Annotated in this window: 14 protein-coding genes; 8 read left to right on the top strand and 6 right to left on the bottom strand. The window is 69.7% G+C overall.

Going from position 1 to position 19,272, the window contains the following annotated elements; translation table 11 throughout:
- Positions 1–71: 71 nt before the first annotated feature.
- A complete protein-coding gene (locus ACIRB1_RS04200; protein ID WP_403464496.1) occupies positions 72–935 on the bottom strand; it encodes a helix-turn-helix domain-containing protein in 864 nt (287 codons plus the stop codon).
- 334 nt (positions 936–1,269) lie between these two features.
- Between ACIRB1_RS04200 and ACIRB1_RS04195 the strand changes: the two genes are divergently transcribed.
- The 3 genes from ACIRB1_RS04195 to ACIRB1_RS04185 all read left to right on the top strand — a co-directional run bounded on the left by ACIRB1_RS04195 (position 1,270) and on the right by ACIRB1_RS04185 (position 3,549).
- Positions 1,270–2,298, top strand: a complete 1,029-nt coding sequence (locus ACIRB1_RS04195) for an ADP-ribosylglycohydrolase family protein (protein ID WP_403464898.1) — start codon at positions 1,270–1,272, stop codon at positions 2,296–2,298.
- A gap of 121 nt (positions 2,299–2,419) precedes the next feature.
- Positions 2,420–2,725 (top strand): 4a-hydroxytetrahydrobiopterin dehydratase, encoded by a 306-nt coding sequence (locus ACIRB1_RS04190; RefSeq protein ID WP_352177528.1) that lies wholly within the window; start codon positions 2,420–2,422, stop codon positions 2,723–2,725.
- A gap of 74 nt (positions 2,726–2,799) precedes the next feature.
- Complete coding sequence (locus ACIRB1_RS04185; RefSeq protein ID WP_403464495.1) at positions 2,800–3,549, top strand: class I SAM-dependent methyltransferase; 750 nt, start codon at positions 2,800–2,802, stop codon at positions 3,547–3,549.
- Between the two features lie 85 nt (positions 3,550–3,634).
- Here ACIRB1_RS04185 and ACIRB1_RS04180 read toward each other — a convergent pair whose 3' ends face one another.
- Together ACIRB1_RS04180 and ACIRB1_RS04175 are read right to left on the bottom strand one after the other, a co-directional pair.
- Positions 3,635–6,328, bottom strand: a complete 2,694-nt coding sequence (locus ACIRB1_RS04180) for a cellulose binding domain-containing protein (RefSeq protein ID WP_403464494.1) — start codon at positions 6,326–6,328, stop codon at positions 3,635–3,637.
- A gap of 245 nt (positions 6,329–6,573) precedes the next feature.
- The gene (locus tag ACIRB1_RS04175) at positions 6,574–9,492 is read right to left on the bottom strand and encodes a glycoside hydrolase family 48 protein (RefSeq protein WP_403464493.1); all 2,919 of its coding nucleotides are present in this window, start codon (positions 9,490–9,492) and stop codon (positions 6,574–6,576) included.
- Positions 9,493–9,769: 277 nt separating this feature from the next.
- On the opposite strand from ACIRB1_RS04175, the gene ACIRB1_RS04170 reads away from it, so the two are divergent.
- Entirely contained in the window at positions 9,770–11,251 is a 1,482-nt protein-coding gene (locus ACIRB1_RS04170; RefSeq protein ID WP_403464492.1) for a cellulase family glycosylhydrolase, read from the top strand.
- An 82-nt stretch (positions 11,252–11,333) separates the two neighbouring features.
- Entirely contained in the window at positions 11,334–13,049 is a 1,716-nt protein-coding gene (locus tag ACIRB1_RS04165; protein ID WP_403464491.1) for a glycoside hydrolase family 6 protein, read from the top strand.
- 46 nt (positions 13,050–13,095) lie between these two features.
- Here ACIRB1_RS04165 and ACIRB1_RS04160 read toward each other — a convergent pair whose 3' ends face one another.
- Positions 13,096–13,872: a phytanoyl-CoA dioxygenase family protein gene (locus tag ACIRB1_RS04160; RefSeq protein WP_352177522.1), complete on the bottom strand. Its 777-nt coding sequence runs from the start codon at positions 13,870–13,872 to the stop codon at positions 13,096–13,098.
- A 150-nt stretch (positions 13,873–14,022) separates the two neighbouring features.
- On the opposite strand from ACIRB1_RS04160, the gene ACIRB1_RS04155 reads away from it, so the two are divergent.
- Complete coding sequence (locus tag ACIRB1_RS04155; RefSeq protein WP_403464490.1) at positions 14,023–14,985, top strand: class I SAM-dependent methyltransferase; 963 nt, start codon at positions 14,023–14,025, stop codon at positions 14,983–14,985.
- Between the two features lie 127 nt (positions 14,986–15,112).
- The gene (locus ACIRB1_RS04150) at positions 15,113–15,817 is read left to right on the top strand and encodes an SDR family oxidoreductase (RefSeq protein WP_266774119.1); all 705 of its coding nucleotides are present in this window, start codon (positions 15,113–15,115) and stop codon (positions 15,815–15,817) included.
- 80 nt (positions 15,818–15,897) lie between these two features.
- Here ACIRB1_RS04150 and ACIRB1_RS04145 read toward each other — a convergent pair whose 3' ends face one another.
- Both ACIRB1_RS04145 and ACIRB1_RS04140 read right to left on the bottom strand, forming a co-directional pair.
- Entirely contained in the window at positions 15,898–16,590 is a 693-nt protein-coding gene (locus ACIRB1_RS04145) for a glycoside hydrolase family 75 protein (RefSeq protein ID WP_403464489.1), read from the bottom strand.
- Between the two features lie 185 nt (positions 16,591–16,775).
- On the bottom strand, positions 16,776–17,612 hold the full coding sequence (locus ACIRB1_RS04140; RefSeq protein WP_352177518.1) for an aldo/keto reductase: 837 nt from the start codon (positions 17,610–17,612) through the stop codon (positions 16,776–16,778).
- A 480-nt stretch (positions 17,613–18,092) separates the two neighbouring features.
- Here ACIRB1_RS04140 and ACIRB1_RS04135 point away from each other — a divergent pair, with 480 nt between their 5' ends.
- Complete coding sequence (locus ACIRB1_RS04135) at positions 18,093–19,268, top strand: glycoside hydrolase family 105 protein (protein ID WP_403464488.1); 1,176 nt, start codon at positions 18,093–18,095, stop codon at positions 19,266–19,268.
- The last annotated feature ends 4 nt before the right edge of the window (positions 19,269–19,272 follow it).

Raw genomic sequence — 19,272 nt, 5'->3', positions numbered from 1 at the left:
GCCCGTACGGGTCAGGGCCTGCGGGCGACCCCGCCGTGGACCGGGCGGCGGCGACCGTGCTCGGACCGTGCTCAGAAGGTCTCGCGGTAGTCCCGCAGGATCTTCTTGGTGCGCTGCGCGGACGCGGCGTGCGCCGTCATGTGGTCGAGGACCTCCAGATGCGTGGAGACCTCCGTGCGGGAGTCCAGGTAAAGGGCGCCGGTCAGGTACTCCGTGAACACCATGTCGGGCAGCTCCGGTTCGGTGAAACGGAACAGCGAGAAGGGCGCGTACGTCCCCGGGTGCGGGCCGTTGTCGAACTCCGCGACCTGGAGCGTGACCCGGTCCCGCTCCGCGAACTCCAGGAGTTTGTCGAGCTGTTCGCGCATGACCTCACCGCGGATGCTCACCGGCCGCCGCAGCACGGTCTCGTCCATGATGACCCACAGGTGCGGCTGACTGTCCCGTTCCAGCAGACCCTGCCGGGCCATCCGCAGGGACACGTGCCGCTCGATCGTCTCGGGCCCGGTCTGCCCGATCGTCCCGGCCTCCATGACGGCGCGCGCGTACTCCTCGGTCTGCAACAGCCCCGGCACGAAGTGCGGTTCGTACGAGCGGATCAGCCCGGCGGCGCCCTCCAGGCTCACGTACAGGCTGAACCACTCGGGCAGCACGTCGTGGAACCGCTGCCACCAACCTGGCTGGTTCGCCTCCTCGGTGAGCGCGATGAACGCGTCCGCCTCCTCATCGGAGACCCCGTACGTGCTCAACAGCACCTGGACGTACGGCACTTTGAGCGCGACCTCGGCCATCTCCATCCGCCGTACGGTCGCCGGAGCCACCCGCAGGACCTGCGCGGCCTCCTCGCGCTTGATGCCGGCCGCCTCACGCAACTCCTGCAGCCTTCTGCCCAGCACCACTTGGCCCACGGTGGGCGCGGGCCGTCGTTCACTCACAGCCACGCCTCCCCATACGCGCCGAAGTCTGGGGGCAGTGTGCCATGTTCCGGCCACTCTCTCAGCGGTTCGGAGGTGATCATCCGCCAGTCCCCCCACGCGTCCGGGTGCGCGGCGAGGCGCTGCACCATCCCCCCGCCCGGCAGACCCGCCGCCGCTCCCGCCGGGCGCGCGGCAACGGGCCGACGCCCTGGCCTGCCGAGGCGGCGGCGCTGTCGGTGCCGGTCGGGACAATGGTCATACGCATGACGGTAGTCGAAGGAGCGCGCACGTGGACGAGGCGAGGAACCCGTACGAGCAGGCCAGAAGGGACTCCGGCGCGGAGGCCACCGCGATGTACCGGTCCAGGGTCCGCGGCTGCCTCCTCGGCGGCGCGGTCGGCGACGCCCTCGGCTACCCGATCGAGTTCACCTCCCTGGACCGCATCCGCGCGACCCACGGGCCGCGCGGAGTGACGGGCCACCCGCCCGGCGGGCCCGGCGCCGTAGCCCTGATCAGCGACGACGCCCAGATGACCCTCTTCACCGTCGAGGCCCTCATCACGGCCCACGCACGCGAACAGGAGAAGGGCATCGGCGGCGCCTGGTCCCTGCTCCTGCTGGAGGCCTACGAGCGGTGGCTGGAGACCCAGTCCCGGCCCGCACCGGCCGACCGCGCCCCGTCCGGCCTGCTCGCCGAGCCCTGGCTCCACGCCCGCCGCGCCCCCGGCAACGCCTGCCTGTCCGAGGTCGCCCAGAAGTACGCGCCCGACCCGTGGACCCCCGTCGACGGCAGCCCCGGCCCCGTCAACCCCGACTCCAAGGGCTGCGGCACGGTGATGCGCTCGGCCCCCTTCGGCCTGGTCAACACCCCCGACGGCGCCTTCGCCATGGCGGCCCGCGGCGCCCAGATCACCCACGGCCACCCCACCGGCTACTACGCGGCGGGCGCCCTGGCCGCCATCGTCGCGCACCTCGTCGCGGGGGAGTCCCTGGAGGGCGCGGCCCTGCGCGCGCTACGACTCCTGGAGCGCCACCCCGGCCACGAGGAGACGTCGGCCGCCCTCCGCGCGGCGCTCGACCTGGCCGCCGAGGGCTCGCCCACCGCCGAGAAGGTCGAGTCCCTCGGCGCGGGCTGGGTCGCGGAGGAGGCCCTCGCGATCGGCCTCTACAGCGCGCTCGCGGCGAGCGACGTCAAGGCCGCACTGCTCCTCGCCGTCAACCACTCCGGCGACAGCGACTCCACCGGCTCCCTCTGCGGCAACCTCCTCGGCACCCGCTACGGCGACCACGGCCTCCCGCACACCTGGGTCCGGGCGGTCGAGGGGCGCGCCACGATCGCCGCCCTCGCCGACGACCTCGCGGCGGAGTGCGTACCGGGCTGACCTCCGGGCACCCTTCCGACCAGGGAAGCGAGCCCGCCCGTGATGCGCCGCCTGTGTCACGCTGGAGTGAAGATCCATCCGAAGCCCGACCCGGACCCGACCTTGAGGAAGGAGCGAGGCCATGCCCGTCGCACCGCTGTCGCAGGAGGAGATCGAGGACCGCCTGGCGGACCTCCCGGGCTGGTCCGTCGACGCCGACCGCCTGAGCCGCACCTACCGCCTCGCCTCGCACTTCGCGGCCACCGCGCTGGTCATTCACATCGCCCAGGTCCAGGAGGAACTGGACCACCACTCCGACCTCACCCTCGGCTACAACACCGTCTCCCTCACGGTGAACACGCACAGCGTGGGCGGCGCGATCACCGAGCTGGACTTCCAACTCGCCCGCAGAGTCGAGGACTTGGCTCCGGGACACGGCGCGAGCTGAGCCCGACGACGGCGCCGGGGGGCAGGTCAAGGACACGCGCTCGACCACGACAGCGAAGGGCAGGAAGGAGAGGCGTGCTCGACTACGACAAGGAAGCCGACGCCTACGACGAGACCCGCGGCGGAGAGCCCCGGGCCGCCGCGGCCGCGGAAGCCGTCCTCGGCCTGGTCCCGCGCACCGCACACCACCTCCTCGACGTGGCCTGCGGCACCGGCATCGTCACCCGCCGCATCGCCGCGGCCCGCCCCGGCCTGCGGGTGACGGGTCTCGACGCCGCCCCCGCCATGACCCGCACGGCGGCGACCCGCTTACCCGGCGCGATCCTCCTCGCGGACAGCCGCCAACTCCCCTTTCCGGACGGGGTGTTCGACGCGGTGACCACCGTATGGCTGCTGCACCTGGCGGAGGGCCCGGCGGACGTCAGGGCGATCATCGCGGAGTGCGCGCGGGTCCTCCGCCCCGGCGGCGTGTACGTCACCACGGTCGACAAGGCCGCCGCCCACGACGTCGGCAGCGACATCGACGATCTCCTGGCCCCCCGACCCCGCCGCCCGGCCCAGGACCGCCCCGACCACGTCCGCACCTACGCCGCCGAGTACGGACTCCACCTCGCCGGCACCGCCCGCTTCCGGGGTCACGGCCAGGGCCGCAGCCCGCGCAGCACCGTCGCGGATCTGCGGCGCGGCTGGTTCACGATGCTTCCGCCCGGCGAACCGCTCACCGAACGGTTCGCCGCCCGGCTGGAGTCCCTCCCGGACCAGGAACGGCCGCGCGCGGACCCGGAGTTCACGGTCCTGGCCTTCAGGAAGCAGGCGGCCGGGTGAAGCCCCTCGTCCCGTTGGTCACCCAGCTCGCCCCGTCGTCCACCGAGAACGCCTGCTCCCACCACGCCGTTGCCGTGCCGCCGCTTCAGACGACCGCGCAGCTCTGACCGCCCACCGTGAACGCCCCGGGCTTCGTGTTGGTCCCTGCCCAGCTCCCGGTGAATCCGAAGCCCACCGAAGACCCCGCCGCCACCGTGCCGTTCCAGCTCACGTTCTTCGCCGTCACCGTCGCGCCCGACTGGGTGTAGTCGGCGTTCCACAACTGGCCGATCCGCTGACCGTCGGCGAAGGACCAGCCAAGTGACCAGCCGTTCCACGCGGTCGAGCCGGTGTTCGTGACCTGTACGTCCGCCTGGAAGCCGCCCGACCACTGGTTCGTGATCCGGTACGTCACCGTGCAGGCCCCCGTGGGTGTCGGAGTGCCGCCGTCCCCGCCGCCCCCGCTGCCCCCGCTGCCTCCGTCGCCGGCGTCCGAGGAGTCGCCGTAGACGATCCCGCGGCCGTTCGTCGAGACGTACACCCGGCCGTAGATTCTCGGGTCGCCGGTGATGGCCGCCCCCGTCCAACCCCATTGGTGCGCGGCGTCGTTGATCCGCGTCCAGCTCGCGCCCTTGTCGGTCGAGCGGAAGATGCCGCGGACGCCGCCGATCTTCGCGCTGGTGTAGAGCGTCTGGTACGAGGCGCCGGTCGCGGCCTTGCCGAAGCCGATGGTGTCGGCCTGGTCGACGTTCGTGAGCCTGGTGAAGGTGGCGCCGGAGTCCGTGGAGTGCCACAGCCCGTACGCCCCGTCGCTCGCCCCGCCCGCCAGCCACACGTCGCCCTTCGTGCCGGGCAGCGCCTTGAAGCGCACGCTGTCACCGGCGGGCAGGCCCGCCGCCGTCGACGCGGTGAAGGTCGCGCCGCCGTCCGAACTGACGTAGAAGGTGCCGGACTTGAAGCCGTAGAAGGTCTTCGCGTCGGCCCGGTCCGACTCGACGATGGCGCCCGCCGGGATACCGCTCGACGCCGACCAGGACGAGCCGAAACCCGTCGTGTACCGCACGCCGGTGCCGGCCGGACTCCACACGAACCGGCTGCCGTCCGACGCGGCCGCCACGGTCCCGCCGCCGCTCACGCCCGAAGGGTCCGTCCCCGCGAACCAGTTGGCGCCGTTGTCCGTCGAGAACGCGATGTGCGCCCCGGAGTCCGCATTGCCCACCCGGACCACGGTGTCGGGGCTGGTCTCCGCGAAGTCGAGGCTCGTGGTCGTCGTGAAGGTCGGCGAAGTGAACATCATCGCGGGGACCTTGGTCGGATCGGTGTGCCGGAACCCGCCGATGTCGCCCAGGGCGCTGAGGAGTTGGGCCCCGCCGGACGGGGGAGCGGCGAGGTCGTTGACGGAGGTCTCCTCCAGCCCCTGGACCATCGGCTTCACGGTGAACTGGCCACCGCTGTCCCAGTTCGTCAGGTTCTCCGTGCCGTAGAGCGTCGCCCCCGTCCCGTACATCATCCGGTTCGAGTCGAACGGGTCGATCTCCAGCGACTCGGTCATCCAGCCCAGTTTCGGGGCCTGTTCGGGTGGCGCCGGGTTCGCGCCGAAGGTCAGCCAGGGCGAGGACGACACGTCCATGGTGTAGCGGTTCGCGCGGTTGGGATACGACGTGTAGTCCCATGCCTTCGTCCAGGTGCCGCCGCTGTCCGTGGAGCGGAAGATCTGCGTGTCCGGCCACCATGAGCTGGACGCCGTCGCCATCACGGTGCCGGGATGCTGCCGGTCCACGGTCAGCCCGCTGAAGCCGTAGTAGGTGTCCGCCTCCGCGACCGGGCTGATGTCCTTCCAGGTGCCGGTCGCGGTCGCGTACCGCCACACCTGCCCCTTGCCGCCGTCGTACGGCCCGCCCTTGTCGCTGTAGGCGATGTACAGATAGCCGTTGACCGCATCCAGTACGCCCTTGTGCGCCAGATACCCCGTCGGCTGCCCGGCCACCCGGCTCCAGGTCGCGCCCGCGTCCGTCGACCGGTACACGGCGTTGGCCTGGTCGGCGACACCCACGTAGATCGTTTTGGTCGCGGTGCCGGCCGTACCCGTCGACTCGTCGAAGGTGACCCACACGATGCCCTGGTTGTCGCCGGCGTAGCCGCTCGTGTCGGTCGGGTCCTGCACGTAATTGCCGACGTTCGGGAAGTTCGTCACCTGCGACCAGGTGACCCCGGAGTCCGTGGACCGCCACAACCCCTTCCCGCTCGGCGCCCCCAGATACAGCACGCTGTCCTTGTTGGGATCGACGGCCAGCCGCTCACCCATGCCGCGCCCCGGCATGTTCCCGCCGAGCTTGAACGGCAGGTCCGTCTGCTGCCAGCTCCCGCCCCGGTCGGCCGACCTGAGCACGGCACCGTTCGTCGGGTCCCAGCTGTTCGTGTACGTCCCGACCGCCGCGTACACCTTGTCCGGATCGACCGGGTCCGACGCCAGACTCACCACCCCGGTGTGCCCCCACTCGTCCCACCCGACCGAGTCCAGCAACGGCGTCCACGTCTTCGTCGACTGCTGCCAGCGATAGGCACCGCCGATGTCGGTCCGGGCGTAGGCCAGGTTCTTCTCCTTCCGGTTGAACACGATGCCGGGCACGAACCCGCCCCCGTCGATCCGGGCGTTGTGCCATGTGTAGGTGTCGGCCGCGACGGTCACCTTCGGCGCGTTCGGGGCCGGGGTCGCGTTCGCGGCGAGGGCGGACGGACCACCCACCAACAGCCCGGCGGCCAGGGCGAGTACGGCCGTGAGAATTCGGGTTCTTCGCACGGGAGGTCCTCTCGGGAAGAGGGATGCACGGCACAAGCGCCGGGCGACCCCCAGTGCGGGTGGGGGCCGCCCGGCCGGTAGGCCCCGCCGTCAGGTGACGGGGCCACGCACGCGAAACTTCGGGCACTCTCCGAGAAAGGGCACTGTCCAACGCCCCTGTCTTCTAGGGGCGCGGGGAACTGCGCGACCAGCCACAACGGACCCGCAGTCAAAGAACGACCCAACCCGCGGAGCACCCGGCGGGGTTATTCGAGAAGCTCCGCGTACGACCCCATGGCCAAGGCGACATCCGCCTGAGCCCAGAACCGGTGATACGTGAAGACCGGCGCGGCCCCGCCCGCCAGATAACTCTGGATCTTCGACCACGCCGGATCGTTCTTGTAGAAGGACCGCAACGAGGCGAACGTGGAAGCGGAGTTGATCGCGTCCCCGTTCGGCATCGTCCCGCTGAACCCGCTCGGCACATACACGCTGTCGTCGAACCGGTTGTAGTCCGCGCGAGTCTCCGGAACGGCGACACCCAGGCTGTCCTGGTAGTTGCCCCACATCCCGTCGAGCAGCGCCTTCGCGGTCGACTTGGCGGCCGCGTTTCCGGACTTCGCGCCGTAGTACGTCAGCGTCTTGGCGTACGCGGCGGCCACTCCCACGTCATTGGTGTAGTCGGCGACGGTGACATGAAGTCCCGCATTGGCACCGGGACTCGACGCGTTCCACGTGTCCGGCTGCCCCGACCACTGCAACGTCGAGGGGATCAGATACGTCCCGTCCGGATTGACCGTGGTCTTGGACAGCGCCCACGCCACCCACTTGTCGAGAACCGCCTTCGCGCTCGCGTTCCCCGTCTGCTGGTAGTACTCGGCGACCCGCTCCATCGACCACGCCTGGAACCCGAACCACTGGTTGGACGGCGGGTCGTGATAGACGGGCTGCTGGTCGTAGTACATGCCGTAGAACGTCGACGTCCCGGCCGGCGGACTCGCGTACCGGCCCTGCCAACTGTTCGTCGCCCCACCGGCGATGGCGCCCTCGCTCGACTGGAGCCAGCGGTAGAACTCCAGCTGCCGCGACAGCGAGGTGCTCCAATCCGCCACGCCTGTGGCGGACTTGGGCTTCAGGTCCGCGTACGAACTCAACGCGTAGGCGGCCAAGGGGTTCTGATAACCCCCGTGCACATGGCTGGACCCGATGCGCCAGGCCCAGCCCGCACTGGTGTCATTGGCGCCGCCCCACGCGTAGTACCAGGACAGCAGATAGTCCGAGGCGTCCTTGCCGGCCCCGGCCGGGCAGGTCGACGGTCCGACGCAGTTGCCGATTTTCTTGAAGTACTTGTCGTACATGGCGTACCGGAGATAGTCGCCCATCTTCGCCGCCTTGCCGACGGTCGTGGAGACGTCGGAGCCCTTGCCCTGCTCCTTGGCCCACACATCGGCCCAGTACGCGGCCTGCACGGCCCGCGCGTCGGCGTCGGGAGCGTCGGTGTACTTCCACTGCTTCGCGTACGAGGAGTCACCCGTGAAGAGGTCCAAGTACCCGTTCTTGCCGCCGTACTTGAAGGCGTCGCAGGTCGGCTGCGGCACCGTCTCCCACACCGACTCCTGCGCTCCGCGCTGGAAGGTGTTGATGTACGACGGCCCGCTCGCCGTCGGACCGGCCTCGCACCCGCCGCCCGGCGTGTCGCCGTAGCCGTAGGTGTTGTCGACGTCCTCCAGCCAGTGCATGCCGTAGACGTCGTCCGTGCCGTACGCGGTCTTCAGTTCACCGGCGATCGGGTCCGATCCCACCGGCACCGAGGTGTCGAGCTTCGCCGGATACTCGTTCGGGGTGTCCAGTTCGGGCGCGTACGTCGCCGGCTTCGACGCGTTGTAGAAGGAGTTGGTCGGCTGGTCGGCGTGGGTCGGGATCATGTACTTCTCCATGAGAGCCCAGGCACCGTTGAACTTCGACCAGTCGCCCGTCACCTTGCCGTACATCGCCTGGAGCCACAGCAGATAGCTGTACGCCTCGGACGTGGTCTCGTGCCCCTGGTCCGGCGCCTCGACGATCAGGGTCTCCACCGAGTGGTAGGGGATGCCCTGGGGCGAGAAGTAGCCGTTCGCCGGGTTGGTGATCCTGCCGTACAGGTCCAGGAAGCGGGCGTCGTACGCGTTCGCCGCCGCCAGCTCCGTGGCCGTGACCGTGGCCTTGGTGAACCCGGTCGCCGTCGACTCGAAGGACGCCGAACCGGTGCCCGACGCGTCGGCGGTGAGGGTCACCATCTGCGCGGTGTTCCAGTTCGACGGCGTGAAGGTGAGCGAGGCGCCGCCGGTGACCGACAGGCCCGTGTTGCCGCTCGCGCGCGCCGTCGTCACCGTCACGTTCGACGCCGGCTGCGAGGACAGCGACACCGCGAAGGTGCCCGACGCGCCCTGCTGGACGCCGAGTTGGGCCGGTGAGGCGACCACCGCGGGCCCTGACGTCACCGTGATGCCGACCGGAGCCGACTCCCCGGACGCGCCGAGACTGTCGTACGCCTTCGCCACCAGCGAATGACTGCCCACGGTCAAACCGGAGGCCGAAAAAGAGTACGGCGAGGTCGTGTCCGTGCCGAGCAGCGTGGTGTCGTCGTAGAACTCCACCTTGCTGATCGTCGCGCTGTCGGCCGCCGCCGCGGTCGCCGCGAGCGGGACCGCGGCTCCCTGCGTGTAGATCGCGCCCGCGTTCGGGCTGGTCAGCACGGTGATCGGCGGCTGGTGCGCGCCGGCGCAGGTGGTGCCGTTGACCGCGAACGAGGTGGGCGCGGTGTTGGTGCCGCTGTAGCTGAACTGTGCGCCGGTCGAGACGGCGGCGCCCGCGGCGATCGTCCCGTTGTACGACGCGTTCGTCACGGTGACCGTGGAGCCGGACTGGGACCAGGTGCCGTTCCAGCCGTTGCTGAGCTTCTGGTTGCCCGCGTAGCCGTACGTCAGGGTCCAGCCGTTGATCGCGTCACTGCCCCGGTTGGTGAGGGTCAGATCCGCGGTGAAGCCGGAGCCCCAGTCGTTCGTCCGGTAATCCACGCTGCACTGAACTGTCGCCGCCTGAGCGGGCGTTGTACCGGTCGCGAGCAGCGACAACGGAAGGGCGAGGGCCGCCACGAGGGCGGTCCAGAGTCTCCGCGTGACGCGGCGTCTCCTTCTGGGGTGCATGTGCTGGTTCCTCCTTGCGGCTCGGAGAAGTGGGGGCGGAGCAGCAACAAGCCTTGAACCAGTGGGAGCGCTCCCATAGTGGGGACGGGGGTGTGAGCGGTCAAGGTGCTTACGGGGTCGAATAGATTCGACGAGCGCGGGTTGAGGGAAAGTCAGCGAAAGTCTGTGACTCCCCTGTCCTTCACCGTCACTTGGCGCTACCTTCCTGGACACCAGTGGGAGCGATTCCGTCAGTCGACGCGTCCTTGCGACGCGCCCGAGCTGCAAGGAGTCGCTCATGCGACACCCCCCGCGTTCAGTACTTTTAGCCGTGGCCGGCGCGACCGCCCTTGTCGGGGCACTGGTCGTTCCGGTGGTCACGGCGTCGGGCGCCACTCCCGCGTGCACGGTGGAGTACTCGGTCACCAGCCAGTGGGACACCGGCTTCCAAGGCGCAGTGCGAATCACCAACAACATGGCACCGGTGAGCAGTTGGAGCCTCGGCTTCGACTTCGCCGGCGGCCAGAAGGTCACCCAGGGCTGGAACGCCAAGTGGTCCCAGTCCGGCACGACGGTCACCGCGACCAACGAGAGCTGGAACGGCACCCTCGGCACCGGCGCGAGCGTCAGCGCCGGGTTCCTCGCCGGCTGGGCGGGGAGCAACGCCGTGCCGTCGGCGTTCAAGCTCAACGGCACGACCTGCAACGTCGATACGGAGCCGACGCCGCCCTCGTCGCCGCCTCCGACCTCACCACCGGCCGGCGGCACCGCGCCCGCGCTGCACGTCTCCGGGAACAGGCTCGTGGACGCCGACGGCACCAACCGCCGTCTGCTCGGCGTCAATCGCTCCGGCGGCGAGTTCATGTGCGTGCAGGGCTACGGCATCTGGGACGGTCCGGTGGACGACGCGGCCGTCGCGGCGATCGCCGACTGGAAGGCGAACACGGTCCGCATTCCGCTCAACGAGGAGTGCTGGCTGGGGCTTTCGAACATCAAGCCCGAGTACGGAGGCGCCAACTACATCGCCGCCGTCAGGGACCTGGTGGCGAAGGCCGAGGCGCACGGCATGACCCCGATCCTCGATCTGCACTGGACCTACGGCCAGTACACCGGCAACTCGGCGGGCTGCTCCGACGTGCACGCCACCTGCCAGAAGCCGATGCCGGACGCGCAGTACAGCCCGTCGTTCTGGTCCTCGGTCGCCGCCACCTTCAAGGGTGACAAGGCCGTCGTGTTCGACCTGTTCAACGAGCCCTACCCGGACCGCGCGACCTCCACCACCACCCAGGCGTGGCAGTGCTGGCGCGACGGCGGCAGCTGCCCCGGCATCGGGTACGAGGTCGCCGGTATGCAGGATCTCGTCGACGCCGTACGGTCCACCGGCGCCACCAACGTGATCATGGCCGGCGGACTCGCGTACTCCAACGACCTCAGCCAGTGGCTGACCTACAAACCCACTGATCCGACCGGCAATCTCGTCGCCGCGTACCACGTGTACAACTTCAACACCTGCGCGACCGAGAGCTGCTGGAACACCACACTCGCCCCCGTCGCGGCCCAAGTGCCGCTGGTGGCAGGGGAGATCGGCGAGAACACCTGCTCGCACGCCTTCGTCGACCAGGTCATGAAGTGGTTCGACGACCGCGGGCTCTCGTATCTCGGCTGGACCTGGAACACCTGGGACTGTTCCGCGGGTCCGTCACTGATCTCCGACTACGACGGTACGCCGACGGCGTACGGCATCGGGCTGCGCGACCATCTGCGCGCCCTCGACGGATAGGCGCCCCCGCACACCGAACAGCGCACATCGAACACCGCAGCACCGCAGTCAACTTCCTTCACAGACAAGGAAACCCGCACTCATGAGCCGTACCAGAACAGCGTTGCTCGCTGCCTTGGTGCTCGTCGCCGGGGCCTCGGGGACGGCGGTCGCCGCCGCTCCCTCGGCGGACGCCGGCATCGCCGCGATCCCTTGCAGCGTCGACTACAAGGTGCAGAACCAGTGGGACACCGGCTTCACGGCCGCCGTCACGATCACCAACAACGGTGCCGCCAAGTCCAGTTGGGCCGCGAAGTGGTCGTACGCCGGCAACCAGAAGGTGACCAGCGGCTGGAACGCCAAGATCAGCCAGAGCGGGACCGCCGTCACGGCGGCCAACGAGACCTACAACGGGAGCCTGGCGACCGGGGGTTCGGTCAGCTTCGGCTTCAACGCCTCCTACAGCGGCACCAACGCGCTGCCGACCACCTTCACCCTGGACGGGGTGACCTGCAACGTCGACGACGGCAGCGGCGGGGGAGGCGGCGGTGGCATCCCCGATCCCAGCGGGCGGGTCGACAACCCGTACGCGGGCGCCAAGGTGTACGTGAACCCGGAGTGGTCCGCGAAGGCCGCCGCCGAGACCGGCGGCAGCCGGGTCTCCAACCAGCCCACCGGCGTCTGGCTCGACCGCATCGCCGCGATCAACGGCGTCAACGGCGGGATGGGCCTGCGCGACCACCTCGACGCGGCCCTCGCCCAGAAGGGCACCGGCGAAGAGGTCATCCAGCTCGTCGTCTACGACCTCCCCGGGCGCGACTGCTCGGCCCTCGCCTCCAACGGTGAACTCGGCCCGACCGAGATCGGCCGCTACGAGAGCGAGTTCATCGACCCGATCGCCTCGATCCTCGCCGACAGCAAGTACGCCTCGCTGCGGATCGTCACCACGATCGAGATCGACTCGCTGCCCAACCTCGTGACCAACACCGGCAGCAAGGCCACCGCCACCCCGCAGTGCGACACCATGCTCGCCAACGGCAACTACGTGAAGGGCGTCGGCTACGCGCTGCACAAGCTCGGCGCGATCCCCAACGTCTACAACTACATCGACGCCGGACACCACGGCTGGCTCGGCTGGGACGACAACTTCGCCCCCTCCGCGAACCTCTTCTACCAGGCCGCGAACGCCGAGGGCGCGACCGTCAACGACGTGGCCGGCTTCATCACCAACACGGCCAACTACAGCGCCCTGAAGGAGAACAACTTCACCATCAACGACAGCGTGGGCGGCGTCTCCGTGCGCCAGTCCAAGTGGGTCGACTGGAACCGCTACGTGGACGAGCTGTCGTACGCCCAGGCATTCCGCAGTGAGTTGGTGTCGGTGGGCTTCAACTCCGGTATCGGCATGCTGATCGACACATCGCGCAACGGGTGGGGTGGCTCTGCCCGTCCCGCCGGCCCGGGTGCGACCACCAGCGTGGACACGTACGTGGACGGCGGGCGGTACGACCGGCGGATCCACATCGGGAACTGGTGCAACCAGTCCGGTGCGGGTCTGGGCGAGCGGCCGCAGGCTGCTCCTGCCGCCGGGATCGACGCGTATGTGTGGATGAAGCCGCCGGGGGAGTCGGACGGGTCCAGCACGGCCATCGCCAATGACGAGGGCAAGGGGTTCGACCGGATGTGCGACCCGACGTACACCGGGAACGCGCGCAACGGGAACAACCTGTCGGGCGCGTTGCCGAACGCGCCGTTGTCCGGGCACTGGTTCTCCGCGCAGTTCCAGCAGCTGATGGCCAACGCGTACCCCCCGCTGTAGGCACACAGAGGCACAGCCCCGCGCCCCTGGACGAAGGGGCGCGGGGTCAGCCCGTGGCGGACAGGCCCCGGCGTATCGCCGACTCCACCGCCGAATAGCCGCCGTCGGGCCGGTCCAGGTCGTACGGGACCGCCGGCATCAGGGGTGGCTGGCCCATGAAGCGGGGGCGGGTGCCGTGGTGGGGCTGGGCCGCGTGGACGAGGAAGGGGTGACAGAGGTAGACGTCGCCGGGGTTGCCGGTGGCGTGCGTGAGGGGGCGCCCGGCGGACGCCTCGGCCACCTTCGGGCCGAGCGTGAGCGACGAGGCGCCCCTTGCGCCGTACGGTTCCAGGACGCGGGGCACGTCGAGGTGGGAGCCGACCCGGATGCGCGTCGGGGCGTCCTCCTCGGTGACCTCGGAGTAGAGCATCAGCATCAGCAGCGCCCGGCCCCGCGAGACCAGGTTCGCGTACGGCCACTCGTGCTCCGCGCCCTCCGCCGTGTAGCTGCCCTCGATGTGCCAGCCGGCGTCGTCCGGTTTTGTCGCGTGCGGGAAACGCAGCGGGAAACTCCCCACCGAGTACCGGGACTGCCATCGCCCGGCGCCCACCAGCACGTCGAACGCCTCATGCAGCACAGGCGAGTTGACGGAGGCGGCGAACGGTCCCTGGGCCATGTCGCCCACCCACACCACGGGGTCCTTCCAGGTGCCGGGGTCCTCCGCGTCGTAGCCCGTCTCCCGCCACAGCAGCCGCGCGCAGTGCTCCGCCACCCGGGGCGGGAAGGCGCCCTCGATCTTCACGAAGCCGTCCTCGAGGAAGCGTTCCGCCATCGCGTCGTCCATACCGGCATGCTCGGGGATCGGTGACCTCCCGCGCATCCCCATTTCCGACGCCTCTTTTTGCCGCAACTTTTTGCCGCTTCGGCAACGTGACTGGCCGCCGCACGGTGCGTCGGCGCAGGCTGACGGCACGCGGACGAAAGGCTGACCACCATGGCGCACGAGCACAGGCACGACCACGAGCACCGGCAGGACGACCAGCACGGTCACGGGCATGATCACGGCCCCGGGCAGGCGCGGAAGCCCGGCGGGGGCCGTCAGCAGCACGACCACACCGCGCTCGACTGGGCCGTCATGGGCCCCCTGCTGGAGACCCAGGCGGAGCTGTTCGCGCCGCTGTACGAGCGGGCCATGGCGTGGCTCGCGAAGGAGCGGACCGATCCGGGGCTGATCGTCGACGTGGGCAGTGGACCCGGGGTGGTCGCGGGTCTGTTCGCGGAGACGTTCCCGGGTGCCCGGGTCGTCGCCGTGGACGGTTCGGAACCCCTCTTGGAGCGGGCCCGCGCCCGCGCCGACCGGCAGGGCTACGGTGACCGCTTCAGCACGCTCACCGGTGAACTGCCCGAAGTCCTGGGCGAGTTGGAGTACCCGGCGGATCTGCTGTGGGCGAGCCGCAGCCTGCACCACCTCGGTGACCAGCGCGGTGGTCTCGCCGCGTTCGCTGAGCGGCTCGCGCCCGGCGGCACCCTCGCGATCATGGAGGGCGGCCTGCCCTACCGGTTCCTGCCCCGCGACTTCGGCATCGGCCGCCCGGGCCTGGAGGCGCGGATCGACGCGATCGAGGCCGAGTGGTTCGCGCAGATGCGCGAGGAACTGCCCGGCGCCGTCACCGAGACCGAGGACTGGCCCGCCCTGATGGAGTCGGTCGGCCTCAAGCACACCGCCACCCGCAGCTTCCTCCTCGACCTGCCCGCCCCGGCCTCCGACCGCGTCCGCGCCTACGTCGCCACCTGGCTGACCCGCGTCCGTGACGTCTACGGCGAGTCCCTGGACGCCGAGGACCGGGCCGCCCTCGGCCGGCTCGTCGACCCGCAGGACGAGGCGAGCGTGCACCGGCGCGCCGATGTGTTCGTGCTCGCCGCGCACACCGTGTACACGGCGGTGCGGGCCGGCTGAGAAGACCCGTGGTCCGGCCGGGCCGACAGGGGCCGTGATCTCGGCGGCTTGACTTCGAGACTGCTCAAGGTGATGAACTGCCCCTCCAACTGCGCGGAGTTCACCGAAACACGGGGGGACCATCACCATGAACGACAACTCTCACGTCGCGCTCATCACCGGCGGCGGCAGCGGGATCGGCGCCGCCGTCGCCCGTCAACTCCTCGGTGCCGGGGGCCGGGTGGCCGTCACCGGCCGCAGCGAGCAGCGACTGTACGACTTCGCCGCCCAACTCGGGCACCCCGAGGGCCTGTTGACGATACCGGGCAGCGCCGCCGAGTACGACGAGGTGCAGGCCGCCGTGGAGACGACCCTGAAACGCTTCGGGCGGCTCGACGCGGTCGTCGCCAACGCCGGGGTCGCCACGCACGACGCGGTGGCCGACGGCGACCCGGCCGGGTGGACCGAGATGGTACTGACCAACGTCCTCGGTCCCGCCCTGCTCATCCGGGCGTCCGTCGACGCGCTGAAGCAGACGCACGGCCGGATCGTGCTGATCGGCAGCGTCGCCGGGTTCGTGCACACCCCCGGCAACATCTACGGCGCCACCAAGTGGGCGATGACCGGCCTGGCCGAGAACACCCGGCGCCAGGTCACGGAGTTCGGGATCGGCGTGACGCTGGTCGCGCCCGGCCGGGTGGAGACCCCGTTCTGGGACGGCAACGGCAGCCTGCCGCCCGGTCATCTGCTCACCGCCGACCAGATCGCCGACACGATTCTGTGGTCGATCCGCCAGCCCGCCGGAGTCGACATCAACACCGTCGTCGTACGGCCGATCGGGCAGCCCAACTGACAGGGGCGGCCCAACTTCCCTACGGGTGAGGCCCGTTGCCGCCCCTGCTCGCGACAACGGGCCTCTTCTCCCCTCCCGGCTCAGTTGTTGGCGAGGAACTGCTTCGCCAACTGGTCGCCCAGCGAGACCGCCGCGCTGTGGCTCTCGATGGGGGACACCGTCGAGTTCTTGAACAGGATGTACGTCACGCCGGAGTCGGCACCGCCGGTCGCCGGGTCGGGGTCGATGCCGAGGGCCTTGGCGGTGGCGTACGAGGCCTCGCCGATGATGTTGGTGGGGCCGGTGTCGCCGACGACGGCGTACTCGACCTTGTTGTTGTAGATCACGGCGACCACGCCCCCGCCCTTGATGCCGTAGCTGGAGTACTTCCAGATGCTGCTGGAGCTGGGCACCACGATGTACGGGAGTGAATCCGCCTTCAGGGGCTGGCCGTTGGACTGATGGAACGCCGTGTCGTCCTGGTACCAGGGGTCGGCGTTCTCATTGCACTTCGTGGTCCGCTGGCCGTCGCAGTCGATGTCCATGTCGGCCTTCCAGAACACGGCGCCGTTCTTGCCGCACACCGGGACGGTGGCCGACGTCTCGTCGTCGGTGCGGTACTTGCCGTTCGATATCTGCGAGCAGGACGTCACCTTGGAGAGCAGGTCGGCCGCGCTGACCGAGCCCTCCTGGGCGGACCTGGGGGTGGCGCCGGAGGCGCTCGCGGGGAGCACTCCGGCGGCGAGCAGGGCGGCACCTGAGGCCGCGGCGAGGGTCAGTGTTCGCATGCGCACTGTGGGGGACCCTTCTGTTAGGAAAGTTTCCTTACCAGGTGCGCAACAAGGTGCCCCCTCCGCATGCCCGCGTCAAGACCCTGGTACGAACCAAGTGGCCGGCGGTGGGGGATAACGAAGCGCCCCGGAGCCGTAGGGCTCCGGGGCGCTCGCGCCGCCCGGGGTTCAGGCCAACTGCCCTGGAATCAGGCCGCGTTGAACGTCGACGGGTCCGGACCCAGCCGCCGGTCCTCGTTCAGCGCGCTGATCGCCGCGAGGTCCTCGGGGTCGAGGCTGAAGTCGAAGACCTCGATGTTCTCCTTGATCCGCGACGGCGTCACGGACTTGGGGATCACCACGTTGCCCAGCTGGATGTGCCAGCGCAGCACGATCTGCGCCGGGGTGCGGCCGTGCTTCTGGGCGATGGCCACGATCGCCGGGACCTCCAGGAGCCCCTTGCCCGAGCCGAGCGGCGACCATGCCTCGGTCGCGATGCCCTGCTCCGCGTGGTACTCGCGCGCCGCGAGCTGCTGCAACTGCGGGTGCAGCTCGATCTGGTCGACCGCGGGGATGACCGAGGTCTCCGCGATCAGCCGGGCGAGGTGGTCGGGCTCGAAGTTGGAGACGCCGATGGCCCGTACGCGGCCGTCCGCGTACAGCTTCTCGAACGCCTTGTAGCTGTCGAGGTACTTGTCCCGGGCCGGGGTCGGCCAGTGGATCAGATACAGGTCGAGGTACTCCAGGCCGAGCTTCTCCAGTGACACGTCGAAGGCGCGCAGCGTCTCGTCGTATCCCTGGTCGCTGTTCCAGAGCTTGGTGGTGACGAAGAGGTCCTCGCGCGGGACGCCGGACGCGGCGATGGCCTTTCCGGTGCCCTCTTCGTTGCCGTAGATCGCAGCGGTGTCGACGCTGCGGTACCCGGCCTCGAGCGCGGTGGCGACCGCCCGCTCCGCCTCGTCGTCCGGCACCTGCCAGACACCGAAGCCCAGCTGGGGCATCTCGACACCGTTGTTGAGGATGATCGGGGGGACCTTGCTGCTCACGAGCTCTCGATCCTTCAGTCGTCGGGTGGTACTCATATCGTCAACGATCACGGCCCGTGTCGCATTCCTGACCGCGAAATCCGTCCGGACCCACCGCCGGATCGGCGCCCTCGGTCGAAGATTGGCGAGAAATGCATCCGACCTTTTTCGGTCCGGACCATTGACCGCGGACCGCCGTGCCGCAACCCTGAAACACGCCGCCGGACGTGTCCGTGAACGCGATACGTCCATGTGAACGTTTGCACCTGTTGGGACTCCGAGACCCCCACTTCTCAGGAGAGCAGGTATGCGCACAGCAGTAGACCACTGTCCAGATTTCTGTAGGCAGCAGATCGTATGCGGGAAACATCGGATGAAAGGGTGTGGTGAAGGCCTCGTCGACCCCGGGTGCGCACGGGGCGTCGGCCGACGCCGGCGAGCGGGTGCTTCTTCACCCCCACCGACTGATCAGTCGGTCAGTAGACCATGAAAGGGAGGACCATGAGACGCCGACGCCTGCGCACGGCCCTGACCGCCGCGGCCCTCGCCACCGCCACCCTGACCGGAGCGGCCCCACCGCTCGCGACGGCGGTGACGGCGACCCGGCCGGCCGCCGCGCCCGACTGGTCCGTGGCCGTCGTCGACTCCACGACGGCCCGCTACACGCCGAGCACCATCGGCGGCTGGTCGTACCCGGTCGGCCTCTACCTCTACGGCCAGTACCTCACCTACCAACGCACCCACGACGCCCGCTACCTGGCCTACATCAAGAGCTACGTCGACCGCTTCGTGAAGAGCGACGGCTCGATCGGCCAGTCCTTCAACAGCCTCGACAGCATGCAGGCCGGCCGGCTTCTGGTGATCCTCCATCACGAGACCGGCCAGGACCGCTACCGCAAGGCCGCCAAGAAGATCCGCGACCGCCTCGACACCTACCCGCGCACGAGCGACGGCGGCTTCTGGCACGCCGACAGCAGCAGCCGCGCCCATCAACTCTGGGCGGACGGCGTCTACATGGTGAACCCGTTCCTCGTCGAGTACGGCAAGGAGTTCGGCGACAGCGCGTACACCGACGACGAGGCGTCCCGGCAGCTGTACGTCTACGGCAGTCATCTCCAGGTCGCCAATGGCCTGTTGAAGCACGCCTACGACGAGTCCCGCACCGCGAGCTGGGCCGACCCCGGCACCGGACTCGCGCCGGAACACTGGTGCCGCGCGATCGGCTGGTACGCGATGGCCGTCACGAACGTCCTCGACGCACTTCCCGCCGATCACCCGCGACGGCCCCAACTCCTCGCCATCTTCCGCCGGTTGGCGGCCGGACTGGAGAAGTACCAGGACCCGGCCACCGGTCGCTGGTTCCAGGTCGTCGACAAGGGCGCCCGCAGCGACAACTGGACCGAGACGTCCTGCTCCAGCATGTTCACCTACGCCCTCTCGCGCGGCGCCCAGCAGGGCTACCTGGACCGGCACTACGCCGACGTCGCCCGGCGCGGCTACGAGGGCGTCCTCGCGCGCCTCTCGGTCGGCGCCGACGGCCGCACCGACCTGAGCGACATCTCCGTCGGCACCAACGTCGGCGACTACGCGTACTACGTCGCCCGCACCCGGGCCGTGAACGACTTCCACGGCCTGGGCGCCTTCCTGATCATGAACGAACAACTGCGAGGTGATTAGTGTC

The organism is Streptomyces sp. NPDC096013 (genome assembly GCF_044763565.1).
Lineage (GTDB): Bacteria > Actinomycetota > Actinomycetes > Streptomycetales > Streptomycetaceae > Streptomyces.
The sequence above is the reverse complement of the archived record's forward strand: the minus strand, read 5'-3'. Positions and strand labels throughout refer to the sequence as shown.

Excerpts from the sequence above, each read along its gene's own strand:
- ACIRB1_RS04150 (WP_266774119.1), top strand. The coding sequence starts at position 15,113 with ATGAACGACAACTCTCACGTCGCGCTCATCACCGGCGGCGGCAGCGGG.
- ACIRB1_RS04190 (WP_352177528.1), top strand. The coding sequence starts at position 2,420 with ATGCCCGTCGCACCGCTGTCGCAGGAGGAGATCGAGGACCGCCTGGCG.
- ACIRB1_RS04165 (WP_403464491.1), top strand. The coding sequence starts at position 11,334 with ATGAGCCGTACCAGAACAGCGTTGCTCGCTGCCTTGGTGCTCGTCGCC.
- ACIRB1_RS04160 (WP_352177522.1), bottom strand. The coding sequence starts at position 13,872 with ATGGACGACGCGATGGCGGAACGCTTCCTCGAGGACGGCTTCGTGAAG.
- ACIRB1_RS04170 (WP_403464492.1), top strand. The coding sequence starts at position 9,770 with ATGCGACACCCCCCGCGTTCAGTACTTTTAGCCGTGGCCGGCGCGACC.
- ACIRB1_RS04135 (WP_403464488.1), top strand. The coding sequence starts at position 18,093 with ATGAGACGCCGACGCCTGCGCACGGCCCTGACCGCCGCGGCCCTCGCC.
- ACIRB1_RS04195 (WP_403464898.1), top strand. The coding sequence starts at position 1,270 with ATGTACCGGTCCAGGGTCCGCGGCTGCCTCCTCGGCGGCGCGGTCGGC.
- ACIRB1_RS04175 (WP_403464493.1), bottom strand. The coding sequence starts at position 9,492 with ATGCACCCCAGAAGGAGACGCCGCGTCACGCGGAGACTCTGGACCGCC.
- ACIRB1_RS04155 (WP_403464490.1), top strand. The coding sequence starts at position 14,023 with ATGGCGCACGAGCACAGGCACGACCACGAGCACCGGCAGGACGACCAG.